Genomic DNA, 20,276 nt, shown 5'->3' with positions numbered 1-20,276 from the left:
TTTTCTAGGCAATTTATTATGTAAATAATAATAATCTTGTTATAATAACTGAATGAAATCGTTCTCATAAAGTGAAACTTTAATCAATGGGGAGTTTCTTCATCCTCACTGATTATTAGTTGAACCAATCGGGCTTTAACAAGCAGTTGATTCCTCACCTAATTCCTTAGCTTTCACTGAATTTTGAGTTAGGAATCTTACTGCCCGTTAAAGCGGGACAAATGGAGGGGCAACATGAAAAAAATAGGTGTAGGGATTGTAGGATTTGGTTTTTCTAGTACGACATTTCATATCCCACTATTACAAACAATAGAAGAATATGATATTCGTGCTGTATTATCCTCAAAAGAAGAGGTAGTAAAAGACACATTACCAAACGCTAATGTTGTTAGTACAATTGATGAATTGGTGAAGCGAGCTGATGTTGACTTAGTTGTTATTACATCACCTAATACAACTCATTTTCCATATGTAAAAGAAGCAATTTTAAAAGGTAAGCATGTTGTTGTAGAAAAACCATTTGTTGTCTCAATTGAAGAAGGGGAAGAGCTTATTTCATTAGCAGAGCAGCATAATGTAATGTTAAGCGTATATCATAATCGTCGTTTTGATAATGATTTCTTAACAATTAAGAAATTGTTAGGAGAAAACAGAGTAGGGAATGTATACGCATATGAATCGAATTTTGATCGTTTCCGTCCACATGTACGTGATCGATGGAGAGAAAAAAATCTACCAGGCTCCGGTATATTATACGATTTAGGATCGCATTTAATTGACCAAGCGTTATCAATATTTGGGAAACCAGATGCGATAAGTGCAGATGTAATAAAACAACGACCAGGTGCAGAGGTGGATGATTATTTCCACATAGTACTTCATTACGGAGTTAAACGTGTCATTTTACGTAGTAGCAGTTATGTGAAAAAAGCTGGACCGCATTTTATAGTGCATGGAGAGAAAGGTTCTATCGTGAAGTACGGTATGGATTCGCAGGAAGAGCAATTAAAAAATGGAATGAAGCCAGGTGATAACGGTTATGGAGTAGACGATGAAGAGAATTTTGCTACTTTAGAAACAGAAGAAAGCTTAGAGCGTATTCCAACAGAAGTCGGTTGTTATGACAATTATTATAAAGGTGTACGAGATAGTATATTAAATGGTGAGGAACTACCTGTAACAGCAAAAGAGGGTTTAGATGTTATTAAACTGATTCAATTAGCGATTGAAAGTAGTGAAAAGGGTAGAGTCATTTCTATAAAATAAAAAAGACACGAAATTCGTGTCTTTTTATTTTTGTGGAACAGAAAGACCATAGAAGAACATCGTAACGATATCTTTTATATGTTTTTCCCGATCTCCTTCAAGAAGTTGTGCTCCAAATTCATCACCTAATTTTGTAAACATTTGAATGTAAAGTAACATCATTTCTTTAGTAAGGTGTGGATTAATTTCGTTTTTGCGCTGAGCTCGTTCTAATATTTCTAAATACCAGGGTAGGATTTTTTCATTTTGATAACTATAAATAAACTTACGGAGTTCTTCGTCCCTTTGCATCATTTGTAGTAACATATCAGGTTGAAATAATCCGCCAGTATTCATTTTTCTTACAATCATTTTTTGCATCATATCATGAAAAGGTAATTTTTCTTCTGCAAGCTCTTTATAATATTGAAATTCAGATATGATAAATTCTTGTATAAGCTCCCTAAATAACGCATCTTTACTTCCGAAATGATTATAAATTGTAACTTGAGAAACGTTTGCTTCTTTTGCGATATGTTCTATTTTCACTTCATTAAATCCACGTTCTGAAAATAATACGAATGCTGCTTCTTTAATGGCACGCTTTTTCTTTTCTTTTACTCTTTCAAAGCCGTTCAATGCAATCACCTGTTATGAAGTGACCTTTGTCAATAGTTTTTCACCCATAATATTTTTCTTGATGGCATACAAAAGCTTCAGAAATAAGATCTATCGACAGTTAACCACTCTGTTATTCGTGGATTGGTTACCTCAGGTTAATGGTTCGTCGTTAGGCTCTTATAATCTCACTGCGTGGATCACACCTTTTCAAATTCTAATAAATAGCTTGTTTATCAGAATTTCAGCCATGCCAGAAGAGGTGAGTCATAGATAGCCAGACCTGTAATTCACTATCTCTGAAGCTCATCTATGCCATCAATTGATACCTTTGGTTTCTAACTATGAATGAATCAATCAACTTCATATCCTTCCCTCTTTATTTTCGGTGAATTTTACCTGTTTCTAATCCCCATATAAAACACCCCAGTTCTCTTGCGATAGCTGTAACGGCAACATTTCTAGGTTTCCCTTGATATATCATGCGATAATATTTTCTTTGTAACCTTTCTACAGCCTGATCCGCATAAGCAATCACTTCGCTTCGTTGCCCTTTTTGTCTTGCTTTCACTCGCTTCGATTTTAATCCGATTGTTCCTTTTACCAACGCATTTGCACATTCTACAAGAGTAGACCTAACGGTCGAATTTCCTTGTTTTGTAATCGAACGTCGACTGATTTTTTCTCCACTTGAGCTTTCGCTTGGTGTCAATCCTACATAAGCCATAAATGCTTTAGCCGTGGGAAAACGAGTGAAGTCTGCAATTTCCACATGAACAGTCATTGCCGATGTTGTATCTATACCTTTTAAGCATCTTAAATTTGCGATTGGTTCTTCGTACCTTTCACGATGAGATAATTCTTCTAATCTCAGACTGAACCGCTCAATTTTATCGACTAGAACATCATACTGTAATAGGTATTCGCCTAACGTTTCTTTGAATAATCCTTGTAGATCAAGATTCTTTAACCATTTCATATAAGCGATTGTCCAGCTTGATTTCCCTTCATACACATAGCCATGCCTTAAAAGGAATGCTTTTATCTGTTGTTTTATTTTTTTCAAAGATGTTTTAAAATCACCTAACATGCGGATATACTCTTTCACGGCAACATCCTCTTCTTCTGGAACATATACTTCTTTATAGGTGCCATTTGCTAAATTAAGAGCAATCATTTTGGCATCGAATTTATCATTTTTAACCATTTTATTTTTTGATGAACTGTACATTGTTGTGGGAGCTAAAATATCACAATCAATTCCATTTTGTTCAAGAAGATTATGAAGTGAATACCCTAAACAACCAGCCTCATATCCAGCTTTAATTTTTATATCTTCACCATATTTTGTTTTCAGTTTCTCAACGAATTTTTTTACGAGAGATACATTTGAAGCACATCGTGCTTCTCTTACAATTTCCCCAGTTGTTCCGTGTAGTGCACATAAGCTAAAACTTTCCTTGTGGACATCCATCCCAATATAGATTATATTTTCCATAGTGGCCTCCTATTATCATAGGGTATAACCCCATTCATAATGTTTTCATTCATTATTATGGGTTAAAATCCCTGACTTGATAATCTAGGAGGTCGCTTCATATTATCTCACTTAAAATATACAAGAAAAAATAATGGAAAACAATAATTTTGAAATATGGACTAATAAATATTTCAAAAAGTTGTTGCGAATATGGAAGATGAGGAGTACAATAATTTTGAAATATCAAACATTAAATATTTCAAAAAATGAGGTGGAATTATGATTTCAGTTCAAGATGTCACAAAACAGTTTTCGAACGGAAAAGGTTTGTTTCATATTACATTTGATGTAAAAGAGGGAGAAGTATTTGGTTATTTAGGACCGAATGGTGCCGGGAAATCAACGACGATTCGTAATTTAATGGGATTTATAAAACCGACAACTGGTAAAGCGACAATTTTTGGATTAGATTGTTGGAATGAAGCGGCGAAAATTCAAAGGGAAGTTGGTTACTTACCGGGTGAAATTTCTTTTATTGAAGGAATGAACGGATTAGAGTTTTTAAAATTAATGCAAGGAATGCGTGGATTAAAGGATACGAAAAGACGAGATGAATTGATAGAGCGTCTGCAATTTGATATGAAAACACCGATTCGCAAAATGTCTAAAGGAATGAAGCAAAAAGTAGGGATAGTCGCTGCATTTATGCACGATCCAGAGGTGTTAATTTTAGATGAACCAACATCTGGACTTGATCCACTTATGCAGCAAGTATTTATAGATTTAATATTAGAGGAAAAGCAAAGAGGAAAAACAATCCTAATGTCATCACATATTTTTACTGAAATTGAGAGAACTTGTGATAGAGTAGCTATTATTAAAGATGGTCGACTCGTAACGGTTGAAAATATTCACGATTTACAAAGTATGAGAAGACAGGTGATAGATGTAACAGTATCATCAGAAGAAGAGATTGAGTCCCTTACAAAGTGTAATTTGCAATTTGAAGCGGTAAAAGGCAGAGAGGCATCTATCATTGTACAAGGAAACTATCAAACTGTTTTACAAACACTTTCAAACTATAATGTAACGGCACTTCAAACGAGAGCGATGGATTTAGAACATTTATTTATGCATTATTACGATAAGAAAGAAGGGATAACGCATGAATAAGCAATTATTTTTAGCTAGTTTGAAAGAAACACAAAAAAATATTTTGAGTTATGCGTCTGGTGCAGCTTTATATCTGTGGTTATTAATTTGGATATTCCCGTCAATGGTATCAGCGAAAGGGCTAAATGAATTAATAGCTGCCATGCCTGATAGCGTGAAAAAAATCGTTGGTATGGAAAGTCCGATTCAAAACGTAATGGATTTTCTAGCGGGCGAATACTATAGTCTATTGTTTATTATCATTTTAACAATTTTTTGCGTAACAGTTGCGACACATTTAATTGCTTGTCATGTAGATAAAGGAGCAATGGCATACTTGCTAGCAACACCTGTATCTAGAGTGCAAATTGCGATTACACAAGCTGCTGTTCTCATATTGGGACTTCTAATTATTGTATCTGTTACGTATGTAGCTGGGTTAGTAGGTGCAGAATGGTTTTTACAAGATAATAACTTAAATAAAGAATTATTTTTGAAGATAAATGTAGTCGGAGGGCTCATATTTTTAGTCGTTAGTGCGTATTCATTTTTCTTTTCTTGTATATGTAATGACGAAAGAAAAGCACTAAGTTATTCAGCGAGTTTAACTATTTTATTTTTCGTATTGGATATGGTAGGGAAGTTAAGTGATAAGTTAGAATGGATGAAAAACCTATCATTATTCACGCTGTTTCGTCCGAAAGAAATTGCTGAAGGATCATATAATATATGGCCGGTAAGTATAGGTTTAACTACTGTAGCACTTTGTATTTTTATCGTAGCAATTGTAGTATTTAGGAAGAGGGATTTACCGTTATAGAGTAGAAAGTCCACTGAGAAAGTGGGCTTTTTTTATTTGTAAATTTAAACTAGTATGTTTATTGCATCCTTATAAAGGATATTTATCTTTTTAATTACAGAAATATTCGAAAAAGTGAACCTTTTTCTAGGTTCATACGTCTAATACATGTAAAGTTAAATTGGAAGTGATGAAGTGAGGATGAAACAGGAGGAGCAATTGTGAAAGTAATCCCTTTATATAAAATGATTGTAAAAGAAGAAACGGATGTTTCTTTAGCGAAAAAAGGTGATCATGAAGCCTTTATAGCGCTTATACATACAGAAAAAGCGAAGATGTATCGAATAGCAAAGGCGATGTTACGTGATGAGACAAATATAGAGGATGCGATACAGACAACAATTTTAAAAGCCTATGAAAATATAAAAAAATTAAAAAAAGAAGAATTTTTTCAAACTTGGTTAATTCGAATACTAATAAATGAGTGTAACAATATTATTAGAGCGTATAAAAATGTAATTGTGACAGAAGAGAATGATTACAATATGAGTGCTTGTGATCAGTATGAAGATATAGATTTGTGTAATGCGATTCAATCGTTACATGAAGAATTAAGAGCTGTTACGGTGCTTTATTACTATGAAGACATGCATCAAGAGAGTATAGCAAAGCTGTTAGAAATACCGAAAGGAACAGTGAAATCAAGATTGTCACGTGCGAGGGAACAACTACAAAAACGATTAAAGATGGAATAGGGGGTGTAAAGGATGGATAATGAAAAATTATTTGATGAGAAATTAAAAAAGAGAATAAAAGATGAAAATGTTATAGTACCTCCAGAGTTAAATGAAAAGATTAATGGCACGCTACATAATCTTAAGGTAAAAAAGAAAAGTTACAAAATTCATATGATGATAATTAGTGCAGCGGTTTGTATACTTTCAGTGGTATCTATGTCTGAGTTTTCTATACAAAGTTTTGCGCAAAATGGTGGAGTATTTGAATATGTAAAGAAAAAAGCGTTTTCTGATTATGAAAATGAAGAAGAAATAAAATCAAATGTACATTATCCAGATAAAGAAAAGATTCATCAAAAAATGCTAGATTCTATTGATTATTTTAAAAATATTTCAGGACAATTTGAGGAATATTCTAGCTCATCAAGAATTGCTACAACATATAAGTATGCGATTGATACGGAGAAACAAAGAGGTATCTCTTCGAAAGAAGATAAACTAGCCAAAAAACGAACAATTATATATAACGAGGGGAAGAAAAAAGCGTTTGATGATGAGAAGTATACCTATAAAGAGACAAAATGGAACCCGAAAGAAAGAAACAATGAACTATTAAAATTAAATCCTACGGAAAGGTTAGTGAGAAAATCAGATGAGAAAAAGAGATATGATGATGAATATGTAGGGCTAGCTAAATATAGTATTCAATCAGAATTCGCAGATTTATTAATTCGATATAAAGATTGGAATTATAAAGAAACGAAATATCTTGGATTAGATTGTTACAAAATTGAAGGAGTTATAAACATAGAGATGCCTGTTAGCACCTCTGAAGATTTAAGAGGGAAATTCGAAATGGTTGTGGAGAAAAATACAGGGATTATGTTGAAATTTCTTAGTTTTCAAGAAGGCTTGATTCAATATTCAGTTACGACTGAATGGATACAAATAGATAAGGGATTGAAAGAAAGTATGTTTCAAAAGGATAGCGCTAAATATGAAAAAATGAAAAACATATTGGATGAATAGAAACAGGAGGAGAGTAAATGGGGAATCATTCATCTTTAAGAGAAGAGAAAAATAAGCAAAAATATAAAAAGAAAAAGATAATAAGTTTACTACTGGCGGTATTACTATTTGGTGGAATTGGCTATGGAGCCTATGTATATATGAAAACTTCTAGTCTTGTACAAAAATCTAATTTGAATTTAGCACGAGGTGAAAAATCCAATTTACGTGAGAAATCTGTAAAGCCAATTGCAAATCATGTTTCACTTTTAATTATGGGAATTGATGAAAATCAAGAACGACAAAAGGAATATAATGGTGCATTTCATACAGATGCATTATTGTTAGCGACTTTTAATAAAGACGATAAAACAGTGAAATTAACGAGCATACCGCGTGATACATATACATATGTTCCAGTTGAAAAGAAAAAAGATAAAATAACCCATGCATATGGAAGTGGTTTCGTTAAAAATGGTAAAGATGGAGGACCGCAAGCTTCTGTGGAAGCGGTAGAAAAATTGTTACAGGTGCCTGTTGATTATTTTGTGAAATTTAATTTTGGTTCCTTTACTAAAATTGTTGATGGGTTAGATGGTATTGAAGTGGATGTCCCAGTTGAATTTACGGAGCAAAATAGTAAAGATGAACCTGATGCGATTCATTTGAAAAAAGGATTACAAAAATTAAATGGGGAAGAAGCACTTGCACTAGCAAGAACGCGCCATATTGATAGTGATGCAATGAGAGGACAGCGCCAACAACTTGTTATTGAAGCGATTTTAAGTAAATTAAAAAGTGTAGGATCGATTACGAAGCTAGAAAAAATAGTTGAGGCGGTTGATGGTGATTTTAAAACAAATTTAGTAATGGATGATATTTTATCTTTTTATAAATACGGTTTAAACGGTTCAGTTGAAAAAATACAATTAGCTGGTGATGATTTATACTTACCTAATGGCCCAAACGGGCAACGTGTATATTATTATAATCCTAATAAAAAAGATCTACAGAGTTTGAGTAATACTCTTAGAACACATCTAGGATTAAGTGAAAAACAGATTGAGGAGAATTAAAGCAGATGTAATGTCTGCTTTTTTATTATGTTAAATAGTATGTCTTTTATTCGTGAATGTTATATGCTATTTTAAAGTTTAAGATAATAGTGTAACATAAAGTTATAGTTTAAGTTAAATAACAGGGGGGCTATTACATAGAATATATCATTAGCAATTATTGAAATAGTATGGGAGAAATGAAAATACAGGGGAGTATCAAAAATGAGAATCGTAAAGAATTTAACATTCCAAGTTATTGTGGCCATTATTTGTGGTATTGCAGTAGGGGCAATTTGGCCGAGTGTTGGACAACAAATGAAGCCAATTGGTGAAACATTCATCAATATGATTAAAATGGTTATTGCACCGATTGTCTTTTTAACAATTGTGCTCGGTATTGCAAGTATGGGAAGTATGAAAAAGGTAGGCCGTGTTGGTGGGAAGGCACTATTATATTTTGAAATTGTTACAACAGCGGCTTTAATTATTGGTATCATCGTAGCGAATGTTGTACGTCCAGGAGATGGATTAGATCCCTCAAAACTAAAAGGCGGAGATGTTTCACAATATGTACAAAGTGGGCAAGAAATGAAATGGATGGATTTCTTTTTACATATCGTGCCGTCTAACATGTTTGAAGCATTTGCCAAAGGTGATATTTTACAAGTTCTGTTCTTCTCCATTTTATTCGGAGCAGGGTTAACGATGTTAGGAAAAAATGGACAACCGGTTATTGACTTTTTTGAAAGATTATCGAAAGTATTTTTTAACATTTTATCAATTGTAATGAAATTAGCACCAGTTGGAGCATTCGGTGGGATGGCATTTACAATTGGGAAGTATGGTTTAAGCACGCTCATACCACTTGGTAAATTAATGATTTGTGTATATGCGACAATGGCATTATTTGTTTTTATTGTTTTAAATTTTATTTGTAAATTGTATAAATTTAGTTTGTGGAAATATTTAGCGTATATTAAAGAAGAATTACTTATTGTTCTCGGGACATCATCGTCAGAATCAGTACTGCCGCGAATGATGACAAAGATGGAAGACTTCGGGTGTTCGAAACCGGTAGTAGGTTTAGTCATTCCAACAGGCTATTCTTTTAACTTAGATGGAACAACGATTTATTTATCAATGGCAACTATATTTTTAGCTCAAGTTTTTCACGTCGATCTTTCACTAGGTCAACAATTAACTATAATAGCTATTTTATTAGTTACATCTAAAGGAGCGGCGGCAGTAACAGGCGGGGGATTTATTGTATTAGCCTCTACTTTGTCAGCAATGAATGTTATCCCACTAGAAGGGTTAGCGCTATTACTTGGTGTAGATCGTTTCATGTCAGAAGCACGTGCTATCGTTAATTTAATTGGTAACGGTATTGCAACTGTAGTTGTTGCGAAAAGTGAAAATGAATTTGATGATGAAAAGTATACGAGAGTAGTAGAGGAAATGAAAAGAGAAAAAATGGTCGGGTAAAAAGTCAGTTTTGCTGACTTTTTTATTTTTGTAGAAAAGATGTTTTTAGATATATGCATTATTTATTAGCAATAATTAACAAGTATTCAAGTGGTAAATGAGATGAAAGTGATTAAAACAACGAATGTGTATGAATGCGAAATAAGGTTTGAACAAAATATGGAATTTTTATGAATATTACTGTAAAAAAATAATTTTTTAAAAATTTTCAATAATAATACTTTACAAAAATTAAAAAATTAGTAGAATAAGAATTAGTAAGAATCGTCTGATAAATATATAGAGAAAAACAGAATTATCAGAAAATTATTTAATAGCTATCGTTAAGAATTAGGGAGGGTACAAAATGAAAAAGAAACAAATGAAAAAACTAACAGCAGTTGTAGCACCGGTTTTAGCAATGAGCATGGCGTTAACAGCATGTTCTACATCAGGTGGAGATAAGAAGACAAGCACAAATTCTAGCTCTAGTGGAGATAGTAAGTCAGGGGAAAAATTAGCAGCAAAACAAGTGTTAAATCGAACAGTAACACAAGAGATTCCGACGATGGACTCTTCAAAATCAACTGATACAGTATCTTCACAAATGCTAGGTAATACGATGGAAGGGTTATATCGTCTTGATAAAGACAATAAGCCGATTCCAGCAGCAGCAGAATCTAGCACGAAAAGTGAAGATGGTAAAAAATATACGTTCAAACTACGCAAAGATGCAAAATGGTCAAATGGAGATCCAGTAACTGCGAAAGATTTCGTATACGCTTGGCAACGTCTATTAGATCCAAAAACAGCTGCTGAGTATGCATTTATCGCATTCCCGATTAAAAATGCAGAAGTAGTAAATAAAGGAGAAAAACCTGTAACTGAATTAGGAGTAAAAGCAGTAGATGATCTTACGCTTGAAGTTGAGTTAGAGCAAGCAGTACCGTACTTCTTAAACTTAGTAGCATTCCCATCATATTATCCATTAAACGAAAAGTTCGTAAAAGAAAAGGGCGAGAAGTTCGGTTTAGAGTCTGATACAACTGTCTATAATGGACCGTTCGTTCTTAAAGATTGGAAGCATGAACAAGGATGGCAATTAAAGAAAAATGATCAATATTGGGATAAAAAGACTGTGAAACTGGAAGAAGTTAACTTTAGTGTTGTTAAAGAGGCTGCGACTTTAGTCAATCTATATGATAGCGGTCAAGTTGACTTTGCTTTATTAAATGGAGAGTTCGTTGATAAATATAGAAGCAAGAAAGATGAATTTGGCACATATTCACAAGTGAGTACGTATTTCATTCGTATGAACCAAAAACGTGATGGACAAGACACGCCATTAAAGAGCAAAAAATTACGTGAAGCAATTGCGCTATCAATTGATAAAAAGAATTTAGCAAATGTAATTTTAAATGATGGATCAAAAGAAGCTGACTTCTTAGTACCAAAAGGGTTAGCAACTGGACCGGACGGTAAAGATTTCCAAGAAACATTTAAAAACGGTTTGAAACCAAATCCTAAAAAAGCTGCTGCAGCTTGGGAAGAAGCGAAAAAAGAACTTGGAAAAGATCAAGTTACGATTGAATTCTTAAACTACGATACTGGTAATGCGAAAAAAGTTGGCGAATATATTAAAGATCAGATTGAGAAAAACCTAAAAGGTGTAACAGTTAATATTAAACTTCAACCATTTAAGCAAAAACTAAAATTAGAAACTGAACAACAATATGATATTTCGTATGGCGGATGGAATCCGGATTATGCAGATCCAATGACGTTCTTAGATATGTTTGAGACTGGACATTCGCATAACCAAATGAGCTTCTCTGACCCTAAATATGATGGCATGGTGAAAAAAGCTGGAACGGAATTAATGAGCGATGCGAAAAAACGTTGGGAAGAGTTAGGAAAAGCTGAAAAAACATTACTTGAAGAAGATGTAGCGATTGTACCTTTATATCAACGTGGAGATTCTTATGTTTTACAACCAAATGTAAAGGGAGTAGTAAAACATAATATCAGTCCAGAATTTAGCTTTAAGTGGGCATATGTGACTGAAAAATAATAGAGTTGAAAAAGCATTTAAAAGTGGCTTAGCTACCTTTAAATGCTTTTTTTGTGAGCTTAAAATACTAATTTTTAGTATGGTTAAATAGAGGAGAATAAGGTGTATAGTATGTACATATAGTAGATGGGGGATAAATCCTACTAAAATAAAAAAGTCAGAATATTTAAAATTAAACTATTTACAAATGCGAAAAAAAGAGTAGAATAGCATTAGTTGTAATTTTCATAAAAATAAATCTTTAGTAAGGGGTCTCTCAAGGGTTGGTAATGTACATATAATTAGGGAGGGTACAAAAATGAAGAGAAAAAAGATGAAAAAGTTAACGGCAGTTGTGGTACCAGTTTTAGCGATGAGTGTTGCATTGACAGCATGTTCTGGGTCAGGTGGGGAAAAGAAAACGACTACTACATCAAATAGTGGGGAAGAAAAAAAATCTGATATTAAATATGCAGCGAAACAAGTATTAAATCGTACGGAAAACCAAGAAATTCCGACGATGGATACTTCTAAATCTACTGATACATTAGGTGCGCAAATTTTAGGGAACACGATGGAAGGCCTATATCGCCTTGATAAAGATAATAAGCCAATTCCTGCTGCTGCAGAGTCTAGTACGAAAAGTGAAGATGGTAAAAAGTATACGTTTAAACTGCGAAAAGATGCAAAATGGTCAAATGGTGATCCTGTAACAGCGAAAGATTTCGTTTTCGCATGGCAGCGCTTACTTGATAAGAATACTGCGGCAGAATATGCATTTATTGCTTACTATATTAAAAATGCAGAAGCGATTAATAAAGGAGAAAAACCTGTAACTGAATTAGGAGCGAAGGCGGTAGATGATTACACGCTAGAAGTAGAATTAGAAAAACCGGTACCTTATTTCTTAAATTTATTAGCATTCCCATCATACTATCCATTAAATGAAAAATTCGTAAAAGAAAAAGGTGATAAGTACGGTTTAGAAGCAGATACAACTGTGTATAACGGTCCATTCGTTATGTCTTCATGGAAACATGAACAAGGTTGGCAGCTGAAGAAAAATGATAAGTACTGGGATAAAAAGACTGTGAAATTAGAAGAAATTAACTATAGTGTAGTAAAAGAGGTTGCAACGAAAGTAAACTTATATGATACAGGATCAATTGATTTTACATTACTATCAGGAGAGTTTGTAGATAAATATAAATCGAACAAAGAAGAATATGGTGAGTATGCGGAATCAAGTACATTCTTCTTACGTTTAAATCAAAAACGTAACGGACAAGATACGCCTTTAAAGAGCAAAAAACTACGTGAAGCAATTGCATTATCGGTTGATAAAAAAGGATTGGCAAATGTAATTTTAAATAATGGATCGAAAGCAACAGATCAATTGGTTCCAAAAGGACTTGCGACAGGGCCAGATGGTAAAGATTATCAAGATACATTTAAAAATGGTCTGAAATATAATCCGAAAAAAGGAGCAGCAGCGTGGGAAGAGGCGAAAAAAGAACTTGGAAAAGATCAAGTTACAATTGAATTGCTAAGTTATGATGATGGAACTGCGAAAAAGATTGCTGACTATGTAAAAGATCAAATTGAGAAAAATTTAAAAGGTGTAACGATTAATACAAAAATTCAGCCGTTCAAACAAAAATTAAAATTAGAAACTGCGCAAGATTATGAAATTTCTTATGCAGGTTGGAGTCCAGACTATGCGGATCCAATGACATTTATTGATATGTTTGAATCGAAGAGCCCGTACAACCAAATGAGTTATTCAAATCCAAAATACGATGAAATGGTAGGAAAAGCAGGTAATGAATTAATGAGTGATGCGAAAAAACGCTGGGAAACGTTAGGGAAAGCTGAAAAGTTATTCCTTGAAGAAGATGCAGGGTTAGTTCCTTTATATCAAACAGGAAGATCGTACGTAATGAAACCGAATGTAAAAGGAATTGTGAAACATAACATCAGTCCAGAATATAGCTTTAAGTGGGCGTATGTAACTGAGGATGGCGGAAAAAAATAAAGTGAAAGCATTTCAAAAGTGGCTGAGCTGCTTTTGAAATGCTTTTTAGTATGCATAAGGGAATAAATCTCGTTAGCCTATTGAGAATCGGGTAGGTAATTAGGAAGGTTCTATCGGAGGAAAATAGAGAGGTCAGTAAGTAGTAAGACAGATGAATGATAGTAAGAGACCTCATGCTAATAAGAAAAATATAGAACGTAGTAATAGATTGGAATAAGGGAAGGGATGTTTACATATAGTAGACGGGGGATAATTCATATAGTAGTTAAAACAGCAAGTTACTATAATAAAAAAATAAATATTTAGAAAATTTACAAAAATACTTTACAAAATTTTAAAAAACAGTAGAATATTAATTAATAAGAATTTTCTGATAACAAAAGTTAGTAGAGAATTTCTAAATGTTAATATCGTACATATAATTGGGGAGGGTACAAAAAAATGAAGAGAAAAAAGATGAAAAAATTGACAGCGGTTGTAGCACCAGTTTTAGTAATGAGTATGGCATTAACAGCTTGCTCTGGATCAGGAGATAAAGAGAAGGCAAGCACAACACCAAAAAGTGGTGAAAAAGAAGGCGGAAAGCTAGCGGCGAAGCAAGTGCTTAATTTAACAGAGTCTCAAGAGATTCCATCTATGGACTCTGCTAAAGCGACAGACCAAGTATCGTTTCTAGCTTTAAACAACGTAATGGAAGGTTTATATCGACTTGATAAAGATAATAAAGCAACACCAGGAGTTGCTGAATCATATAAAAAGAGTGATGATGGTAAAAAATACACATTTACATTAAATAAAAATGCAAAATGGTCAAATGGAGAGCCTGTAACAGCGAAGGATTTCGTGTTTGCTTGGAAACGTGCGGTAGATAAAAATACAGCAGCAGAATATGCATACATTATGTTTGATTTGAAAAATGCACAAGCGATTAATGAAGGAAAAGCTGAACTAGATACGTTAGGAGTAAAAGCTGTAGATGACTATACGTTAGAAGTAGAATTAGAAAATCCAGTTCCTTACTTTGTAGAATTAACTTCATTTGGAACATTTTATCCATTAAACGAGAAATTTGTAAAAGAAAAAGGAGAAAAGTACGGTTTAGAATCAGATACGACGTTATACAACGGACCGTTTACATTAACAGACTGGAAACATGAAGAAGGTTGGAAGTTAAAGAAAAATGCACAATATTGGGATAATAAAACAGTTAAGTTAGATGAAATCAACTTTAACGTAGTAAAAGATAGCGGTACACGTGTTAACTTATATGAAAGTGGACAAATCGATCGTTCAGGACTTACATCTGAATTTGTTGACAAATATAAATCAAGCCCCGACTTCTTTACACAAAAAACACCGTCAACGTACTTCTTACGCTTAAACCAAAAACGTGGTGGGCAAGATACAGTGTTAAAGAGCAAAGATCTACGTTTAGCGATTGCAAAAGCGTACGATAAAAAAGGCTTAACGAATGTAATTTTAAATGATGGTTCTACACCTGCAGATTATTTAGTGCCAAAAGAATTTGCTAAGAGCCCAGATGGAAAAGACTTCCGTAAAGAAAATGGAGATATTTTAAAAACAGATGTGAAAAAAGCAAAAGAGCATTGGGAAAAAGCGAAAAAAGAGCTTGGAAAAGATGCAATTACAGTAGAACTATTAAACTATGATGGTGATGGTGCGAAAAAAGTAGGAGAATTCTTAAAAGGAGAACTTGAGAAAAACTTACCAGGTTTAACGGTGAATTTGAAAAACCAGCCATTTAAACAAAAGTTAAAATTAGAATCAGATCTAGATTATGATTTATCTTACGCTGGTTGGGGGCCTGACTACTTAGATCCAATGACATTCATTGATATGTTTGTTACAAATGGCCCTCATAACCAAACAGGATATTCAAATCCTAAATATGATGAAATTGTACAAAAAGGTAAAGGTGAGCTATTAACGAAAACGAAAGAGCGTTGGGATAGCTTACTGAAAGCGGAGAAAATGTTATTGGAAGATGCAGCAATTGCACCATTATATCAACGTGGTGATGCTATCGTTCAAAGACCTAAAGTAAAAGGTATTGTTCACCATCCAGTTGGTGGAGACTACAGCTATAAATGGGCATATATTACAGAGGATAAGTAAGATGAGGGGCGTACAATACGCCCCTTTTTCTATGCACTTTTCTTCCGTCCTCGAATATATAAAATAAAAAAGGGAGAATCCCATGAAACGAAACACATACATCGATTTCCTAGCTTATTACGGAATAGGAAGTGCTCATCCTGGTGGTTTTACGTTAACAAAACAATTGTTAGCACAACTGCCTTTTAAATATGGAGCGAATGTCCTTGAGATAGGTTGCGGTACGGGGAAAACAGCGGCATATATGACAAGGGAATTTGGTTATAAAGTAACAACGGTTGAAAAGAATGAAATTATGATTCAAAAGGCAAAAGATAGATGGTTGTTTGAAGGGTTAGATATACAATTAATTGAAGGAAATGTAGAGCAATTACCGTGTTTGAATAACTCATTTGAGTTCGTACTTGGAGAATCAATCATCGCTTTTACAGACAAAGAAAGGGTTATCTCGGAGTGTTATCGTGTATTACAGCAGGACGGTAAGCTTGTTGTCATTGAAATGATTATTGATAGGCACATTGATAAGGGGGAGGAAGAAAAAATCGCCCAATTATATGGTATGAAAGAATTATTAACTGAGAATGAGTGGGTACAATTATTTCAGAAAGCAAATTTTAAAAGAATTACAATTGCTGGCGGTGGCACGATTGCAGAAACGATCTCTGGCTATGTAGAAGAGCCAGAATGGAATGTATCCTCACATATTCCGAATGAGTTATATGAGGCGTGGGTACAGCATGAAAATGTACGGCTTATGTACCAACACATTTTAGGGCATCGTATTTTTATATGTGAAAAATAAAGAAAAAGAGTTGGCTAAAGGTAGCCAACTCTTTACTATGTTAAATGAAAAATAATGCAGCTAATGTAATTCCGAAGATGAAACCAAATCCGAGTTCAACACCCCAGCCACAACCGCCGCCTCCCCAGCCGCCGCAACCACAACTACTACAACCACGACCACCACATCCGCAGCTGCTGAATCCACCACCGCATCCGAATCCACAACTATCACACCTGCTAAGGCCTCCACAAAGGTCACAACCACCGTTTGCATAAGCGTCATAGTAGCCGAATCCTGAATCAAAAGATGAGCGCTGTTGCACCGGTTCAATCCATACAGAGCTTTGTGTCACATCGATTATTTTTCCTAAATGTATACGGCCATCACGGTCTTCAATCCGAACAACTTTTCCGAAGTAACGTCGGCATGTATCATAACATTTTTGTCTATGCATGTTCTTTCCTCCTTCCGCATTACAGTAATACGATATGTAAGGGGGACAAGTGCGGCTTGTACGAATGCCCTATCTATCATAATTGTTATAGGAAAGGGGAAATATAAGAAGAGGATATATAAGGAGGAAAAGGCATGAAATCTACAGATCAGTTTCAGACATACGAAGTACCGTGGGAAGAATTTATTGAAGCGTTGCGAGAGGAAATGAAGAAGCAAGTAGGGGCAGATATTATTGATACAGTAGTTTGCAATTTAGAAGATGGTTTTGAAGTGTATACATATGTGCAGGGGGATTTAGATTTTGAATATAAGGAAGCGCTTGAGAGAAAATACGGAAGTGATGCGAAGACACCTAATGTGTTAACGATAATGTTATTAGCTAGTATTTATAATACAGGTGAAGAGAATATACGCTTGCATGCGGATCATAAAGAGAATCCGATTGTTGAAGTGTATGTAAAGCAATGAAACACGCTGTGAAAGGCGTGTTTTTTAATTGTATGATAAAATGTTAGAAAATTAAGAAAGAAGGTGATGAGTTGGGAATTAAACATCTTAATTTAACAGTTGCAGATGTAGTAGCTGCAAGAGAGTTTTTAGAAAAGTATTTTGGCTTAACTTGTAGTGGAACAAGGGGGAATGCCTTTGCAGTTATGCGTGATAATGATGGATTTATACTAACGTTAATGAAAGGGAAAGAAGTTCAGTATCCAAAAACATTTCATGTAGGATTTCCACAAGAAAGTGAAGAACAAGTAGACAAGATAAATCGAAGATTGAAGGAAGATGGATTTTTGGTCGAGCCTCCTAAGCATGCCCATGCGTATACGTTTTATATTGAAGCACCTGGTGGATTTACAATAGAAGTGATGTGTTAAGTCAAAAATCAAACTTTTTGTTGTGTGTTTTTAAAATAAAAAGTAGGAAAAGTCTGTTTTAAGTGTGGAGCTTAAACAGGCTTTTTTACTTATATAATTGGATAGAGAATGCTAGAAGGAATATTACCAAGTGTCTGATCTGTTTACATAATAAAGTTATGGTGGGTTAGTTGTCCTAAAATACAAGTCATATATCTTGTTTCCTCTCATAAATTTAAACATAGGAATTTGTCTACAAAGGTGGCGAAGCTTCATCATGAAAATCCGAATTTGTGCCACGTTCATGTTGTTTCTATTTATATGTTTACCTTTATCAGCTTTTGCAAAAGGAGAGGAGGCAAAGGAAAGGGTCGTTTCACTTGTATATGACGATTCGGGCAGCATGAGAAATAACGATCGCTGGAAATATGCCAATTATGCTTTGCAAAGTTTAGTTGCGCTATTGGATGAAAAAGATAAATTTTCTTACGTTCCAATGAGTAAGCCGAATGATCCATTAAACATTTCGTTAACGAAGGATAAAAGGCAAACAGAAATTGAGGGAATTGGAGCGTGGAAAACGTATTTAAATACTCCATTTAGCGCGGTAGAAACGGCGATGCAATCTATAAAAAAGGAAGCAGATATAGATGGAAAACGTGAATTTTGGCTTATTGTATTAACTGACGGGGCATTTAATGATTTAGAAAAAGATAAGGTTGGCGGAAAAGAACAAATTTTGTGGAAATTAGCCCAGTTTAAGAAAGAAATGGATGCAAAAAAGATATCGTTACATCCAGTCTTAATTACGATGGAAGAAGATTTAGGACAACAAGAAAAAGAACAACTAAATACGTTCAAGGAAATATGGAAGAAAGAGATAAATGGCGTTACGATGCCGTCAAGCGGAGAAGATGGCATTGTAAAAAGTGTAAATCAAGTGGCAGCATTAGTTGCAAATCGTGATCCATTCTCCTCTGTTGAATCGATTGTAAAAACGAAAGTAGTGGGGAAAAGAGTAGAGATTACAACACCATTTCCGTTAAAGCGTATGACGCTTGTACGACAATCGCCTTCTCTGCCCGATTATCAAGTCACACAAATTTCTAAACCATTACAATTACAATCTTCTTTTTCCATACATGCACCAGGAGAAGCAAAATTGTTCGGAAATATAGTTCATATAAGTACGGAAAATGAGGAAGTTATTAAACCAGGAACTTATACGATAGAAGTGGATCAGGACATTGAGAAAGAAGGACTACAAGTATTAGTTGAACCAGCGCTTAATTATACGGTTTCTACTTATGACAAAGATGATAGTAGTCAAAAAAATGTAGAGAAAATGTACGAAGGTGTTACTGCTGTTATTGAAGCAAAGCCTACGGAGTTGCCAGTTCAGTCTTCTTACTTTCAGGCAGAAGTAGAAATAGATGGAAAACAATATGCAATGAAGTGGAACGATAAAAGGCATGTGTTTTATTACGAAACGAAGCTTGGTAAAGGATTAGTACGCGGGAAAGTTCATATGAATATAAAGGGGTTTTATAGACAGACGAAAGAATTTAAAATTGAAACAGCTGAGAAACCGAAATTATCACTTCAAACTGTTACAAAAGATTATGAAGAAAAAGTGACAAATTTAGAGAATAGTAAACCATTTGTTTTACAACCACAGTTAGATGGTAAGTTAATGACAGAAGAAGCTGTAAAAAAACTATTAAAATCTACTGGTGTCACATCTAAACAATCAATCAATTATGAAATAAAGCAACATGGAAATCAAATCTATGTTTATCCTCGTCCCTATTACTCCGACACATTTAATTTTACAGATACCGGCACCGTAGAAGCTACCATCGTAATGCAGGATTCAAAGTTACAAGAAGTAAAGAAAAACATAACATTCCATATTCAAGATGCTCCGTTTTATGAAAAATATGCGCTTATTTTTAAGTTTGTCATTCCTATCACTTTATTACTGCTAGTAGTAGGAATCATTGTTTTAGGATGGATTGTTCGGCCAAGATTTCACCGGAAAGCACTACTGTATTATGAATGGGATCAAGAGGTAGCGAAAGATTGGCTATATCAATCTGAACCAGAATTACTTCGAAATAAATGGTGGAACCATTATTTTGGTATCCCATTTAGAGCAGAAAGAAAAAACGTGCAATCCGTTACGTTTATAGCGAAGAAAGGTTCGAAATCTGTCTTTGTAGCGAAAGAATCACAAGTAGTTGGAATGATTATTGATGGAATGTTTATAGCAGAGGATGAAGTAGGAATGGAACATAAGACACTATATCCAAATGAACTTTTACTAATTGATAGGGGATATGGTAAAGAGATTTACAAGTACGAATGTGAATAGTAGGTAGGGATAAGAAGGGGATG

Annotated in this window: 17 protein-coding genes; 14 read left to right on the top strand and 3 right to left on the bottom strand. The window is 34.2% G+C overall.

Translation table 11 applies throughout. The annotated features are described in order from the left end of the window. Positions 1-234 precede the first annotated feature (234 nt). Complete coding sequence (locus MHH55_RS11975) at positions 235-1,266, top strand: oxidoreductase (protein ID WP_000719746.1); 1,032 nt, start codon at positions 235-237, stop codon at positions 1,264-1,266. Between the two features lie 24 nt (positions 1,267-1,290). Here the strand turns inward: MHH55_RS11975 and MHH55_RS11970 are convergent, their stop codons facing one another. Both MHH55_RS11970 and MHH55_RS11965 read right to left on the bottom strand, forming a co-directional pair. Beyond that, positions 1,291-1,893: a TetR/AcrR family transcriptional regulator gene (locus MHH55_RS11970; protein WP_002024578.1), complete on the bottom strand. Its 603-nt coding sequence runs from the start codon at positions 1,891-1,893 to the stop codon at positions 1,291-1,293. A 349-nt stretch (positions 1,894-2,242) separates the two neighbouring features. After that, positions 2,243-3,361 (bottom strand): IS110 family transposase, encoded by a 1,119-nt coding sequence (locus MHH55_RS11965; protein ID WP_340880263.1) that lies wholly within the window; start codon positions 3,359-3,361, stop codon positions 2,243-2,245. Positions 3,362-3,622: 261 nt separating this feature from the next. On the opposite strand from MHH55_RS11965, the gene MHH55_RS11960 reads away from it, so the two are divergent. From MHH55_RS11960 to MHH55_RS11915, 10 genes are all read left to right on the top strand, one after another. Then, positions 3,623-4,516 carry an ABC transporter ATP-binding protein gene (locus tag MHH55_RS11960; RefSeq protein WP_078186403.1) on the top strand — a complete coding sequence of 298 codons (894 nt, stop codon included), beginning with the start codon at positions 3,623-3,625 and terminating at the stop codon, positions 4,514-4,516. Then, a complete protein-coding gene (locus tag MHH55_RS11955) occupies positions 4,509-5,315 on the top strand; it encodes an ABC transporter permease subunit (RefSeq protein ID WP_001041418.1) in 807 nt (268 codons plus the stop codon). The genes MHH55_RS11960 and MHH55_RS11955 overlap by 8 nt, the downstream gene beginning before the upstream one ends. A 200-nt stretch (positions 5,316-5,515) precedes the next feature. Beyond that, positions 5,516-6,049 carry a sigma-70 family RNA polymerase sigma factor gene (locus tag MHH55_RS11950; RefSeq protein ID WP_000864731.1) on the top strand — a complete coding sequence of 178 codons (534 nt, stop codon included), beginning with the start codon at positions 5,516-5,518 and terminating at the stop codon, positions 6,047-6,049. 12 nt (positions 6,050-6,061) lie between these two features. After that, positions 6,062-7,060 (top strand): anti-sigma factor, encoded by a 999-nt coding sequence (locus MHH55_RS11945; RefSeq protein ID WP_078186404.1) that lies wholly within the window; start codon positions 6,062-6,064, stop codon positions 7,058-7,060. Positions 7,061-7,077: 17 nt separating this feature from the next. Continuing rightward, positions 7,078-8,115, top strand: a complete 1,038-nt coding sequence (locus tag MHH55_RS11940; RefSeq protein WP_000526726.1) for an LCP family protein — start codon at positions 7,078-7,080, stop codon at positions 8,113-8,115. 204 nt (positions 8,116-8,319) lie between these two features. Continuing rightward, positions 8,320-9,582, top strand: coding sequence for a dicarboxylate/amino acid:cation symporter (locus MHH55_RS11935; RefSeq protein WP_074555542.1), 1,263 nt, complete (start codon positions 8,320-8,322; stop codon positions 9,580-9,582). A 346-nt stretch (positions 9,583-9,928) separates the two neighbouring features. Further along, entirely contained in the window at positions 9,929-11,632 is a 1,704-nt protein-coding gene (locus tag MHH55_RS11930; protein ID WP_000730167.1) for a peptide ABC transporter substrate-binding protein, read from the top strand. A 298-nt stretch (positions 11,633-11,930) separates the two neighbouring features. Continuing rightward, entirely contained in the window at positions 11,931-13,646 is a 1,716-nt protein-coding gene (locus MHH55_RS11925; protein ID WP_000823467.1) for a peptide ABC transporter substrate-binding protein, read from the top strand. A gap of 441 nt (positions 13,647-14,087) precedes the next feature. Further along, positions 14,088-15,782 (top strand): peptide ABC transporter substrate-binding protein, encoded by a 1,695-nt coding sequence (locus MHH55_RS11920; protein ID WP_000823448.1) that lies wholly within the window; start codon positions 14,088-14,090, stop codon positions 15,780-15,782. Positions 15,783-15,864: 82 nt separating this feature from the next. After that, entirely contained in the window at positions 15,865-16,584 is a 720-nt protein-coding gene (locus tag MHH55_RS11915; RefSeq protein WP_000828251.1) for a class I SAM-dependent methyltransferase, read from the top strand. Positions 16,585-16,624: 40 nt separating this feature from the next. On the opposite strand, the gene MHH55_RS11910 is transcribed toward MHH55_RS11915, so the two are convergent. Further along, entirely contained in the window at positions 16,625-17,020 is a 396-nt protein-coding gene (locus MHH55_RS11910) for a hypothetical protein (protein ID WP_000555000.1), read from the bottom strand. Positions 17,021-17,154: 134 nt separating this feature from the next. Here MHH55_RS11910 and MHH55_RS11905 point away from each other — a divergent pair, with 134 nt between their 5' ends. The 3 genes from MHH55_RS11905 to MHH55_RS11895 all read left to right on the top strand — a co-directional run bounded on the left by MHH55_RS11905 (position 17,155) and on the right by MHH55_RS11895 (position 20,253). Next, positions 17,155-17,490, top strand: coding sequence for a hypothetical protein (locus tag MHH55_RS11905; RefSeq protein ID WP_000842900.1), 336 nt, complete (start codon positions 17,155-17,157; stop codon positions 17,488-17,490). Between the two features lie 71 nt (positions 17,491-17,561). Continuing rightward, positions 17,562-17,900 (top strand): VOC family protein, encoded by a 339-nt coding sequence (locus MHH55_RS11900; RefSeq protein ID WP_000511518.1) that lies wholly within the window; start codon positions 17,562-17,564, stop codon positions 17,898-17,900. Positions 17,901-18,156: 256 nt separating this feature from the next. Continuing rightward, on the top strand, positions 18,157-20,253 hold the full coding sequence (locus MHH55_RS11895; RefSeq protein ID WP_078186405.1) for a vWA domain-containing protein: 2,097 nt from the start codon (positions 18,157-18,159) through the stop codon (positions 20,251-20,253). Positions 20,254-20,276 lie beyond the last annotated feature (23 nt).

The organism is Bacillus sp. FSL K6-2944 (assembly GCF_038005385.1).
Classification (GTDB): domain Bacteria; phylum Bacillota; class Bacilli; order Bacillales; family Bacillaceae_G; genus Bacillus_A; species Bacillus_A cereus.
Note: the sequence above shows the minus strand (reverse complement) of the source record. Positions and strands in the feature narration are given on the sequence as shown.

Excerpts from the sequence above, each read along its gene's own strand:
- MHH55_RS11975 (WP_000719746.1), top strand. The coding sequence starts at position 235 with ATGAAAAAAATAGGTGTAGGGATTGTAGGATTTGGTTTTTCTAGTACG.
- MHH55_RS11965 (WP_340880263.1), bottom strand. The coding sequence starts at position 3,361 with ATGGAAAATATAATCTATATTGGGATGGATGTCCACAAGGAAAGTTTT.
- MHH55_RS11960 (WP_078186403.1), top strand. The coding sequence starts at position 3,623 with ATGATTTCAGTTCAAGATGTCACAAAACAGTTTTCGAACGGAAAAGGT.
- MHH55_RS11955 (WP_001041418.1), top strand. The coding sequence starts at position 4,509 with ATGAATAAGCAATTATTTTTAGCTAGTTTGAAAGAAACACAAAAAAAT.
- MHH55_RS11945 (WP_078186404.1), top strand. The coding sequence starts at position 6,062 with ATGGATAATGAAAAATTATTTGATGAGAAATTAAAAAAGAGAATAAAA.
- MHH55_RS11940 (WP_000526726.1), top strand. The coding sequence starts at position 7,078 with ATGGGGAATCATTCATCTTTAAGAGAAGAGAAAAATAAGCAAAAATAT.
- MHH55_RS11935 (WP_074555542.1), top strand. The coding sequence starts at position 8,320 with ATGAGAATCGTAAAGAATTTAACATTCCAAGTTATTGTGGCCATTATT.
- MHH55_RS11930 (WP_000730167.1), top strand. The coding sequence starts at position 9,929 with ATGAAAAAGAAACAAATGAAAAAACTAACAGCAGTTGTAGCACCGGTT.
- MHH55_RS11925 (WP_000823467.1), top strand. The coding sequence starts at position 11,931 with ATGAAGAGAAAAAAGATGAAAAAGTTAACGGCAGTTGTGGTACCAGTT.
- MHH55_RS11920 (WP_000823448.1), top strand. The coding sequence starts at position 14,088 with ATGAAGAGAAAAAAGATGAAAAAATTGACAGCGGTTGTAGCACCAGTT.
- MHH55_RS11915 (WP_000828251.1), top strand. The coding sequence starts at position 15,865 with ATGAAACGAAACACATACATCGATTTCCTAGCTTATTACGGAATAGGA.
- MHH55_RS11910 (WP_000555000.1), bottom strand. The coding sequence starts at position 17,020 with ATGCATAGACAAAAATGTTATGATACATGCCGACGTTACTTCGGAAAA.
- MHH55_RS11905 (WP_000842900.1), top strand. The coding sequence starts at position 17,155 with ATGAAATCTACAGATCAGTTTCAGACATACGAAGTACCGTGGGAAGAA.
- MHH55_RS11895 (WP_078186405.1), top strand. The coding sequence starts at position 18,157 with ATGAAAATCCGAATTTGTGCCACGTTCATGTTGTTTCTATTTATATGT.